Here is a 10,012-nt window from a genome sequence, read left to right as displayed (position 1 = left end):
GCGGCCGAAAAGGGTTGATGGGGGCCTTGATCTGGGGGCCAGTGCATCGATCCACCGTTTCACAGTGTTTCCCGTCAGGTTGTACTGGCGGAGCAACGCGGTCCTCGAGCCGCGGGTGAGGCACTGATCCCACTGCCGGAGRAACTCGACCCGGAAGCCGAGGGGGAACGATCGTGCACCCGTGGCAGTACGTCCTATTGCGACATCGATCATCATGTTGTCCGTTCCCCGCGTTCACGCCGACTGTCTCACGATCAGCCTGGCAAAGAACGAATAGACACCGAATCGGTCGCGAATCCGACCGCGTACAACGAATGCGCGCGCGTTTGCGACAGACTTAGCCGCAAAGGATCGTCAACCCGCAACGGTCAGCCAGCACCCAGGGATTCCTGACTGCGCCCACTTCCGCCCAGCAATCCCGCCCAGTGATCCCACAAACGCGCGCGCATTTGCCAAGTGCGCGCGAAATAGACACCGAATCGGTCGCGAATCCGGCCGCGTATGACGAATGCGCGCGCGTTTGCGGCCGAACCCAACCGGCCGGCCCCACGCCCCCAGCGCACAAAAAAACTCCCCACCCGACGGATCGGGTGGGGAGTTATGGCGGTGGCGGAGGGATTTGAACCCTCGGAGGGGGTGAACCCTCACACGCTTTCGAGGCGTGCTCCTTAGGCCGCTCGGACACGCCACCGCAGAAGACTGTACCGGAATGCGGCCCTGAGGCTAAATCGCCTGCTCAGGCTACTTGCCGGTGAGCTTGTCCTTGATGTTCGAGGCTGCGTCCTTGACCTTCTCGGCACCGTCCTTGAATGCTGCCGAGGTCTGGTCGCCCTTGCCCTCTGCTTCGAGGTCCTTGTCTCCGGTGGCCGAACCTGCGGCTTCTTTCGCCTTGCCGCCGAGGTCTTCGGTCTTGTTCGAGATCTTGTCGCCGAGTCCCATGAGTGTCTCCTTCGCAAGTTCGGAGCGCAGCGTCGCGCTCTGCCCTCCACCCTCCACAACATTGGACGTCGGGGCCAGCGTGTGACGAGATCGTTATCTCTGCTGAGCGAAGAAACGAGTCAACACGTCGGCGCATTCCGCTTCCAACACTCCCCCGCGAACCTTGGGTCGATGCGTCAGCCGACGATCCCGCACGACGTCCCACAACGATCCGACAGCGCCGGTCTTCGGTTCCCACGCTCCGAACACCACGGCTCCGACGCGGGCCAGAACCAACGCTCCAGCGCACATCGTGCAGGGTTCCAACGTGACGGCCAGGGTGCAGCCCTCGAGTCGCCAACCGTCACCCTGGACGGCCGCTGCTCGTCGCAACGCCAGAACTTCCGCATGGCCGGTGGGGTCGCCCGACGCCTCCCGCGCATTGCAGGCCCGGGCGATCTCACGTCCGGAGGCGTCGAACACGACGGCTCCGACGGGTACATCGGCATCCGATGCCTCGGCGGCGGCCGAGAGCGCTGCGCGGATCATGTCCGCGTCGGATACCACCATCGGTCAGCGCCGCAGCTTGCTCACTGCGGCGGCGAACTCGTCCTCGAAGCCCAGTCGTTCGGCGATGGATTGCAGCTGCTCGTCCGGGTAGTCGTCGGTCTCGGCGACGATGATGCCCAGCACGGCCTCGGGTAGTCCGAGGTCGGCGAGCAGGGCGAGGTCGCCTTCTTCGTAGGGCTCGATGTCGTCGAGCTCGTCGGGGTCGACGTCGGGGATCTCGATGTTCAACGCATCGAGAACGTCCGCGGCGATTTCGTAGTCCACTGCGGCGACCGCGTCGGACAGCAGCAGGCGCGTGCCGTTCGGTGCCGGACGCAGGATCACGAAGAATTCCTCGTCCACGTCGAGCAGCCCGAACACGGCACCCGAGCTGCGTAGTTCACGCAATTCGGTCTCTGCAGCCGACAGGCTGGTCAGGGCATCGTCGGACAGCGGCGTCACGGTCCACTTGCCGTCCTCCCGGACAACTGCAACGCCGAATCCTTCGAGGTCGTCGTACTCCGATGCGGATGCGCGATTGTCTTTCGCGCGCTGTGCGGCCATGCGCGCAACGGTAGTCCGGTATGGGTCGGTATTCGAAGTCCACCTCCCGCCGACGGCACCCACCTGTGCCAATCTGATCGGGTGACTTCTTCCTCGGTGTGTGTTCTCGGCCTCGGCCTGATCGGTGGGTCGATTCTGCGTGCGGCCCACGGCGCCGGCCGTCGGGCATGGGGGTGGAACCGATCGGCCGACGCGATCGTCGGTGCTACCGCCGACGGATACGACGTCGGTACCGACCTGACAGCCGCTTTGACCAGGGCATCCGATGAAGATGCACTGATCGTCATCGCCGTTCCTATGCCTGCCGTGGACTCCGTTCTGGCTGCCGTCGCCGAGCACGCACCGCTGGCTCCGATCACCGATGTGGTCAGCGTCAAGGCCGAGGTCGCGGCTGCTGTGACTGCTCGCGGACTGCAGGCGCGCTATGTCGGCGGGCATCCGATGGCGGGCACCAACCATTCGGGTTGGGCTGCCACCGACCCCACCCTGTTCGCCGACGCGGTGTGGGTGGTGTCCACGGACCCTGGAGTCGACGCGGATGTGTGGGTCCGCGTGGCCCGGCTCGCGTTGAGTTGCGGTTCGGTGGTGGTGCCGGCCGAGAGCGTCGAGCACGATCGCGCCGTGGCCCGGATTTCCCATCTGCCGCATCTGCTGGCCGAGGCATTGGCGATCGTGGGAGCAGCCGGCGGGCCGTTGGCGTTGGGCCTGGCCGCGGGCTCGTTCCGGGACGGGACTCGGGTGGCGTCGTCGTCGCCGAATCTCGTCCGCGCGATGACCGAGGGCAACGCTGCCGCGCTGAGGACCGCGCTCGATGAGGCACTGGCCGCACTCACCCAAGCCCGAGAAGAACTTGACCAGAACTCGACGAAGACGCTGGTCGACGCCGGAAACGCGGCGCGCCTGCAGTACGAGCAGCATCAGCGCTTCGACATCACCGACATCACTCCGGGCGAGCCGGGGTGGCGAGAAGAACTGCAGAACGCGGGTCGACGCGGTGGCGTCGTGCGTCAGATCCGTTCGGCCAGTCCGGGGTAATCGAGAACGAATCCTTCGGCATCGACCGTGACGGAGGACGTCGACACCGGCGAGATGACGTGAATGCCCTCGGAACCGCTGCTGTAGGTCAGCGTGGCCTCTTGGATGCTGAGGTCGAGGAGATTGACGTACACCGTCGGCACTTCGAGGTCCTGGACCTGGGTGTGCAGACCGAATCGACGGATCGGCAGCGTGTTGAAGAACGGGCTGAGCACCATGTCCACGTCGAGCGCGCCGCTGTAGGTCGAGCGCTGATGGCTGGCACTGTTCTCCACCATCCAGTAGCCCTCGTCGTCTCGACTGACGGACGCCTGCCGGTCACCGGACGCGAGAGAGGTGCGCACCGACAGCCGCTTGGTGACGCCGTACTCGTCGGTCACCAGGTCGTAGGAGGCGCTGAACGCGGGATGATCACTGCACGCAGCACCGATGATGCGTCCGGCAGCCTTGATTCGGTTACCGGAGAGCTGAACGCGCACGGACTCCATGCGGGGGACGTCATGCGCTCGCCACGTCAGAATCGAAGGCCAGGTTTTCGCGTCGATGGTGTCGGTTGCGGGGACGGAGGCGTGCTCTGCACCCGATGCTTGAGTGATCACCCACCTACGGTAGGCGACGAGCCCCCCTCGAGAACAAGCGGACGTGCCTTTTACTGCACATTACTTAAGGTGATGAACGTGACGACAGAGAACGCAGGCGGCGGGCAGTTCGATTTCGCACATTCCGAACAGGCCGCGAAGAGTCGACAGGACAAGGCGACGGCTTTGGCGCGCTACGTCTGGGATCGCGGCATCACCGGTGCCGAACTCCTCGACCTCACCGACGCCGTGCGCAGAAAACTTGCCCGCGCCGCGGACCTGCACCCACCGAGCACGATGGAAACCTGGACCATCGTGGCCGGGCTGCTCGACCGTAAAACTGCGTGGGCGGCCGAACACCCCGGTCACGATGGTGCGACGCCACAGCACACCGACGAGAAGATCATGTGGGTCAAGCCGCCGATCACCCCATGGACATGATCACCCGGTCACGAGGCGAACTTCACTGGCGGTAGGTCTCCACGTGGGCACCGGTGACCACACCGAGGGTCGACGTGGGTTGACCCCAGCTCGAACCACAGTTGCCCGACGCCTGCCCTGTCGGCACGAAGGATCGGCTCGACGAGGTGTAGGGCCCGACCGCCGGGATCGGGAAGCGATTGGGGACGAAGTGAAAACCCCAACACTCGGTGATCAGGATGTACTCCCTACCCGCAGGAGCATTGGCGTCCTGACATGTTGCCGACGCGCCGAAAGCATCGTGGGAGATCGAGCAATCCTGAGTGTCCGCATGGGAAACGCCTGCGCCGATGATTGCGGTAAAGGCCAGACCTGAGACGACGACCGTGGCAACTCGTGTTGCCGCTACAAATGTTCTTCTCATACAGGTCATTTCGCCGGGGACCGGCGACGCGTTACGCAAATCAGACCAGCGAGTCTTCCCACGCCTCGTGCAGGTGTGCAAAGCGTCCCTCTCCCGCGATGAGATCCTCGGGAGTTCCGTCCTCGACGATGTCGCCGTCGGACATGACCAGAACGCGATCGGCGATGGCCACCGTCGACAGGCGGTGCGCGATGATCAGCGCCGTTCGCCCCTGGAGGATGGTCTCGAGCGCACGCTGCACCAGCCGCTCACTCGGGATGTCCAGACTCGATGTCGCCTCGTCGAGCACGATCACCGACGGCGCGGCGAGGAACACCCGCGCGAAGGCCACCAATTGCCTTTGACCCGAGGACAATCGGCCACCGCGCTTGCGTACGTCGGTGTCGATACCGTCCGGCAGCGACGCGATGAACTCGGTCAGTCCGACGGCGTCGGCAGCAGCGCGCACGTCCGCGTCGCTCGCCGTCGGGCGTCCGAGACGGATGTTGTCCGCCACCGAACCGGAGAACAGGAACGACTCCTGCGTCACCATGACGACGTTGCGGCGTAGGTCCTCGTCGCTGATCTCCCGCATGTCGATGCCGTCGAGTCGCACGGCCCCGGCCGTCGGATCGTAGAAGCGCGCCAACAGCTTTGCCAGTGTCGACTTTCCGGCCCCGGTGGCCCCGACCATCGCGACCACCTGACCTGCGGGCACGTGCAACGAGAACTCCGGCAGCACGACGCGCTCGGACCCGTAGGAGAAATGCACGTCGTCGAACGTTATGTCGCCCTTGACCGTTCCGATCTTCACCGGATTCTTCGGCGCGACAACCGACGGTTCCTCCTCGAGCACACCGGAGATCTTCTCCAGCGCAGCCGCGGCGGACTGGTAGGCGTTGAACACCATTGCCAGCTCGTCGAGTGGCCCGTAGAACCGGCGGAGATACAGCACGTAGGCCGCAAGTACGCCGATGTCCATGTGGCCGTTGATCACTCGCCAGCTACCGAACACCAGGATGATCGCGAGCGTGACGTTGCCGATCCAGCGCACGATGCCGGTGTAACTCGCCATGCCGCGCAAGGCCGCGGTGGTGGCGTCGCGATACTCCGAATCCTCGGTCTCGAGGATCGCGTCGTTGCGGCCCTCACGCCGGAAGACCTGCACGGCACGGATTCCGCCCATCGACTCCACGAAGTGGACCACGACGCGCGCGATCGCCACCCGTGTTCGACGGTATCCCTGACGTTGTCGCCGCTGCGACCACCGCGTGACGAGCACCAGCGGAACGAAGCCGGCCAGCACGATCAACGCCATCGGAACGTCGAGATACACCAGGATGATCGCGATCGACACCATGGACAGGATGGCCGTCAACGCATCGTTGAGCGCACTCTCGAGCAAGGTCTGCAGCGACTCGACGTCACTGGTCAGCCGCGAGATCAATCGTCCCGAGGTGTACTTCTCGTGGAACGACAGGCTCAGTTTCTGCGCATGATCGAACACTCGGCCGCGCAGGTCGTACAGGATGTTCTGGCTCAGCCGACCCGAGACGGTGAGAAACGCGTAGGTGGTGAACATGCCGAGCAGACCGAAGCCGGTGTATCCGCCCACGGCCCACAGCAGCGGACCCCAATCACCCTGCCCCGCAGCGCCGACGCCGTTGTCGAGTGCATAGGCGATAAACAGTGGGCCAGCCACGTAGGTGATGTTGTCGACCAGGATGATCAGGAACGACAGCAGGGCCTGCTTCTTGTACGGACGCACCAGCGATGCGAGCAAGCGACGAGAACGTCCGGCCAGCACCAGGTTTCCGGTGGCGTCGACCTCGGATTCCTCCCCGCCGACGCCCCGCCAATCCGCAGCTGCGGTCTGATCACTCATGAATCGACCCCATCACCTCGCGGTACCGCGGCGACGAGGCCAACAGTCCCTCGTGTGTTCCCTGCTCCACAATCGTTCCGTTCTCCAGATAGAGCACGCGGTCGGCCAACGCAGCGGTCGACGGCCGGTGTGCCACCAGCACTGTCGTCGAATGCGCCAACACGCGCCTGAGCTCCTTCTGCACTTTCGCTTCGGTGTCCACGTCGAGCGCGGACAGTGGGTCGTCGAGCACGAGCACCCGTGGCTTGCCCAGCACCGCACGCGCCAACGCGAGCCGTTGCCGCTGTCCGCCGGACAGGCTCATGCCCTGCTCGCCGATGCGAGTGGCCAGACCCCACGGCAGTTGCTCGACGAAATCCGTTGCGTGCGCGATCTCCAACGCCTCGGCAATCTCGGCATCGGAGGCACCGGGAGAACCGAGCGCGATGTTCTCGCGCGCACTGGCCGAGAACAGCACCGGATCCTCGAAGGCCACCGACACGATGGAACGCAGGTCCGACAACCGCATCGACGCCACATCGATACCGTCGATCGTGATGGACCCCTCGGTGACGTCGAAGAGCCGAGGAACCAGGTTGGTCAGTGCAGTCTTGCCGCTGCCGGTGTTACCGACGAGCGCCACGGTTTCCCCCGGCTCGATGACAAAACTGACATCGGTGAGCAGCGGCGAGGACGCGTCGGGAAAGGTGAAACCGACGCGGTCGAATTGCACTCGGCCACGGATTCTTTGGGGCAATTCGACGGGATTGTCCGGATCGGTGACGGTCTCGGGAGTGTCCATGATCTCCCAGTACCGATCCGCTGCCGTACGTGCATTGTTCAACTCGGCCAGCAGGTAGCCGAACGATTCGATGGGCCACAACAGGAACGTGACGATGGCGATGGCAGCGACGAGCGTGCCGACCGTCATCGTGCCCTGCACGATCGAGTACGTCCCCACGGCCAGAATCGCGCCGATGGTGATCGGTTGCAATCCGACGATGACGGCCCAAATGATCGCGAGGTAGCGCACCTTCTTCAGCTCGGTCCCGCGCAGAGTACGAGCCTGCCGAAGAAACTGCTTGCCCAGGTGCGCACTTCGACCGAAGGCCTTCAGGACGCGAATGCCCTGGATGGATTCCTCGACTGTCGTCGTGACATCGCCCGCCTGATCCTGAGCGTCGCGCGCGACGACGCGGTACAGCGTCTCGAACTTGGTGCAGGCGATCACCAGCGGCACCGATGTCACCAGCATGATCAGCCCCAATTGCCAGGACTGGACCAGCAATACACCGATACCCACCACGAGCGTGACGGCGTTGATGATGATGAACGGGCCGATGAAGGCCATGAACCGGCGCAGCGAACCGAGATCGGCGATGGCGCGCGAGAGCAGCTGACCCGATTCCCAACTTTCGTGCGCCGCAACCGAGAGCCGCTGTAATTTGTCGAATACCGTTGCGCGAGCCGTGATCTCGAATTGACTCGACGGCCTCGACACCAGATACCGACGCACCCAGATTCCGGCCGCGTCGATGGTGCCCAACAGCAGGATCAACGCTGCGGGCCACCACACCGCCGGGAAGTCCCGGTCGGTGATGGGGCCGTCGATGACGCGCTGAATCACCAGAGGAATGACCAGGCCGGTCAGAGTCGCGATGAGCGAGACCACGATCGAGCCGATGTAGAACCACTTGTACGGGGCCAGGAACGGCGCGAAACGCTGCAGCGAGCTCGGTGCCTTCGCCGTGTCAGGGTATGGCTGATCGACAGTTCTGGCTTCGGGATCGAGCACACCCGTGGACACAGTTGTTCTCCTTATTGCTGTGCTCGAATGATTTCATTGCACAGGCTCAGTTTCCAACCGATTTTCGGCCGCGTGCATTCCAGTGTGAAACCTCGAGCATGGTCGAGGTCAAGTGCAACTGCCCTGAGTGTCCACAATTTGGGCCCGCTCACGGCATCCCGCTTCCGAACGGAAATAGTGGGCGCTCAGCGCACCCACTCTCGAGTACCGTAGGACCGTCGGGCGAGAGAAGGGCATACGTGAGCGCACGGTCGATGGTCGGGTTGTTCGCGGGAATCGGCGGGCTCGAGTTGGGGTTGGCCGAGGCGGGCTGGTCGACGCAGTTGCTGTGCGAGGTCGATCCCGGAGCCCAAGCCGTCCTCACCGCCCGCATGCCCAACGTCCCCCTGCACAGCGACGTCACCACGCTCCGAAGCCTGCCCGGCGACACCGAACTGGTAGCAGCGGGCTTCCCGTGCCAGGACCTCTCCCAGGCAGGACGCACCGCAGGCATCACCGGTGCCCGATCCGGCCTGGTCGACGAGGTGTTCCGGCTGGTCTCGCGCCGCAAAGGTCCACGCTGGCTGCTGATCGAGAACGTGCCGTTCATGCTGCAACTCGGCCGCGGCGCAGCCATGCGGCACATCACCGACGCACTCGAGGATCTCGGTTACATGTGGGCCTACCGCGTCGTCGACGCCCGAGCGTTCGGGTTGCCGCAACGCCGGCAGCGGGTGGTGATGCTGGCCTCGCGCACCGACGATCCACGCGAGGTGCTGTTCTCTCATGATGCCGGTCCGTTGCCCGACGGCGATCCGAGCACCCAGCCGTGCGGGTTCTACTGGACCGAGGGAATCCGCGGACTTGGCTGGGCCGTCAACGCGGTGCCGACGCTCAAGGGCGGATCCTCGCTGGGCATCGCCAGTCCCCCGGCGGTTCGCCTGCCGTCAGGGGAGATCGTCACTCCCGGCATCATCGGGGCCGAACGTCTGCAGGGATTCGATCCGGAGTGGACGCTGCCCGCCGTCCAGGAACCCGGGGTCCGGAGTGGACATCGCTGGAAGCTCGTCGGCAATGCCGTCAGTGTCCGCATGGCGTCGTGGGCTGCGCAGGCTCTGGACGATCCGAAGCCCTACGACGCCTCCAACGATGTGGCTGTTCTGCCTGGCCAGGCCTGGCCGACTGCGGCCTGGGGACGCGACCGGACGACGTACAAGGTGACGATCTCGACCATGCCGGTGCACGAGCCGTACGAGGACCTGGCTGGCTTTCTGGACGATTCGAAGCTGCTCTCCGCGCGCGCAACTGCCGGATTCCTCAAGCGCGCCCGGGCCGGCAGCCTCCGTTTCGCTCCGGGATTCCTCGACGATCTCGACGCCCACCTGGAGCGCATGGGCGGGTACGCCGAGCGGGTTCCGGTGTGAGCGCCGACCGACCCGTCACCGACGCCAAGACCAGCGCACGGCTGAGCAAACAGAAGCGCCGCGACACCAAGCCAGAGGTGGCCCTGCGGCGAGCACTGCACAGCCGAGGTCTGCGGTATTTCGTCGATCGCGCTCCGCTGAAGGGCATGCGGCGTCGGGCAGATCTGGTCTTTCCCAGACGCAAGGTCGCGGTCTACGTCGACGGCTGCTTCTGGCACAGCTGCCCGATACATGCCACCAAGCCCCGCAACAACGCGCAGTGGTGGGCCGACAAACTGGCCGCCAACGTCGCGCGGGATCGCGACACCGACCGACGATTGATCGACGAGGGCTGGCGCGTCGTACGAATCTGGGAACACGAGGATCCCGTAGCCGCCGCCGACCGAGTCGAAGACGAACTATCCGGAGACTGAAACCATCTGGAGCCCCCGCGCGTCCAACCCCATGATCGGTCGGTTCGAGTTCGGGGGA

11 protein-coding genes and 1 tRNA gene are annotated in these 10,012 nt (G+C 64.7%); 4 read left to right on the top strand and 8 right to left on the bottom strand.

Going from position 1 to position 10,012, the window contains the following annotated elements:
• Positions 1 to 601: 601 nt before the first annotated feature.
• The 4 genes from ASG84_RS11185 to ASG84_RS11170 form a co-directional block, all read right to left on the bottom strand.
• Positions 602 to 691 (bottom strand) — tRNA-Ser (locus tag ASG84_RS11185).
• Positions 692 to 741: 50 nt separating this feature from the next.
• Positions 742 to 939: a CsbD family protein gene (locus ASG84_RS11180; RefSeq protein WP_057477116.1), complete on the bottom strand. Its 198-nt coding sequence runs from the start codon at positions 937 to 939 to the stop codon at positions 742 to 744.
• A gap of 93 nt (positions 940 to 1,032) precedes the next feature.
• Positions 1,033 to 1,488: a nucleoside deaminase gene (locus tag ASG84_RS11175; protein ID WP_057477089.1), complete on the bottom strand. Its 456-nt coding sequence runs from the start codon at positions 1,486 to 1,488 to the stop codon at positions 1,033 to 1,035.
• A gap of 3 nt (positions 1,489 to 1,491) precedes the next feature.
• Positions 1,492 to 2,031: a tRNA adenosine deaminase-associated protein gene (locus ASG84_RS11170; protein ID WP_057477088.1), complete on the bottom strand. Its 540-nt coding sequence runs from the start codon at positions 2,029 to 2,031 to the stop codon at positions 1,492 to 1,494.
• A 63-nt stretch (positions 2,032 to 2,094) separates the two neighbouring features.
• On the opposite strand from ASG84_RS11170, the gene ASG84_RS11165 reads away from it, so the two are divergent.
• The gene (locus ASG84_RS11165) at positions 2,095 to 3,066 is read left to right on the top strand and encodes a prephenate dehydrogenase (RefSeq protein WP_057477087.1); all 972 of its coding nucleotides are present in this window, start codon (positions 2,095 to 2,097) and stop codon (positions 3,064 to 3,066) included.
• Here ASG84_RS11165 and ASG84_RS11160 read toward each other — a convergent pair.
• Complete coding sequence (locus tag ASG84_RS11160) at positions 3,039 to 3,554, bottom strand: putative glycolipid-binding domain-containing protein (RefSeq protein ID WP_057477115.1); 516 nt, start codon at positions 3,552 to 3,554, stop codon at positions 3,039 to 3,041. The genes ASG84_RS11165 and ASG84_RS11160 overlap by 28 nt on opposite strands.
• Before the next feature lie 189 nt (positions 3,555 to 3,743).
• Here ASG84_RS11160 and ASG84_RS11155 point away from each other — a divergent pair, with 189 nt between their 5' ends.
• Positions 3,744 to 4,085 (top strand): hypothetical protein, encoded by a 342-nt coding sequence (locus ASG84_RS11155; protein WP_235581623.1) that lies wholly within the window; start codon positions 3,744 to 3,746, stop codon positions 4,083 to 4,085.
• A 22-nt stretch (positions 4,086 to 4,107) separates the two neighbouring features.
• Here ASG84_RS11155 and ASG84_RS26880 read toward each other — a convergent pair whose 3' ends face one another.
• The 3 genes from ASG84_RS26880 to ASG84_RS11145 are packed head-to-tail and all read right to left on the bottom strand — an operon-like array spanning position 4,108 to position 8,138.
• Positions 4,108 to 4,488: a hypothetical protein gene (locus tag ASG84_RS26880; RefSeq protein ID WP_235581622.1), complete on the bottom strand. Its 381-nt coding sequence runs from the start codon at positions 4,486 to 4,488 to the stop codon at positions 4,108 to 4,110.
• A 40-nt stretch (positions 4,489 to 4,528) separates the two neighbouring features.
• On the bottom strand, positions 4,529 to 6,352 hold the full coding sequence (locus ASG84_RS11150; protein ID WP_057477085.1) for an ABC transporter ATP-binding protein: 1,824 nt from the start codon (positions 6,350 to 6,352) through the stop codon (positions 4,529 to 4,531).
• Positions 6,345 to 8,138 (bottom strand): ABC transporter ATP-binding protein, encoded by a 1,794-nt coding sequence (locus tag ASG84_RS11145; RefSeq protein WP_057477084.1) that lies wholly within the window; start codon positions 8,136 to 8,138, stop codon positions 6,345 to 6,347. The genes ASG84_RS11150 and ASG84_RS11145 overlap by 8 nt, the downstream gene beginning before the upstream one ends.
• A gap of 254 nt (positions 8,139 to 8,392) precedes the next feature.
• On the opposite strand from ASG84_RS11145, the gene ASG84_RS11140 reads away from it, so the two are divergent.
• Together ASG84_RS11140 and ASG84_RS11135 are read left to right on the top strand one after the other, a co-directional pair.
• Positions 8,393 to 9,541, top strand: a complete 1,149-nt coding sequence (locus tag ASG84_RS11140; RefSeq protein WP_057477114.1) for a DNA cytosine methyltransferase — start codon at positions 8,393 to 8,395, stop codon at positions 9,539 to 9,541.
• Positions 9,538 to 9,954: a very short patch repair endonuclease gene (locus tag ASG84_RS11135; protein ID WP_057477083.1), complete on the top strand. Its 417-nt coding sequence runs from the start codon at positions 9,538 to 9,540 to the stop codon at positions 9,952 to 9,954. The genes ASG84_RS11140 and ASG84_RS11135 overlap by 4 nt, the downstream gene beginning before the upstream one ends.
• Positions 9,955 to 10,012: the final 58 nt, after the last annotated feature.

Source organism: Rhodococcus sp. Leaf278, assembly GCF_001426085.1.
Classification (GTDB): domain Bacteria; phylum Actinomycetota; class Actinomycetes; order Mycobacteriales; family Mycobacteriaceae; genus Rhodococcoides.
Note: the sequence above shows the minus strand (reverse complement) of the source record. Positions and strands in the feature narration are given on the sequence as shown.

Bases quoted from the DNA above. Each gene is read 5' to 3' on its own strand.
- ASG84_RS11150 (WP_057477085.1), bottom strand. From the start codon at position 6,352: ATGAGTGATCAGACCGCAGCTGCGGATTGGCGGGGCGTCGGCGGGGAG.
- ASG84_RS11170 (WP_057477088.1), bottom strand. From the start codon at position 2,031: ATGGCCGCACAGCGCGCGAAAGACAATCGCGCATCCGCATCGGAGTAC.
- ASG84_RS26880 (WP_235581622.1), bottom strand. From the start codon at position 4,488: ATGAGAAGAACATTTGTAGCGGCAACACGAGTTGCCACGGTCGTCGTC.
- ASG84_RS11180 (WP_057477116.1), bottom strand. From the start codon at position 939: ATGGGACTCGGCGACAAGATCTCGAACAAGACCGAAGACCTCGGCGGC.
- ASG84_RS11175 (WP_057477089.1), bottom strand. From the start codon at position 1,488: ATGGTGGTATCCGACGCGGACATGATCCGCGCAGCGCTCTCGGCCGCC.
- ASG84_RS11140 (WP_057477114.1), top strand. From the start codon at position 8,393: ATGGTCGGGTTGTTCGCGGGAATCGGCGGGCTCGAGTTGGGGTTGGCC.
- ASG84_RS11160 (WP_057477115.1), bottom strand. From the start codon at position 3,554: ATGGAGTCCGTGCGCGTTCAGCTCTCCGGTAACCGAATCAAGGCTGCC.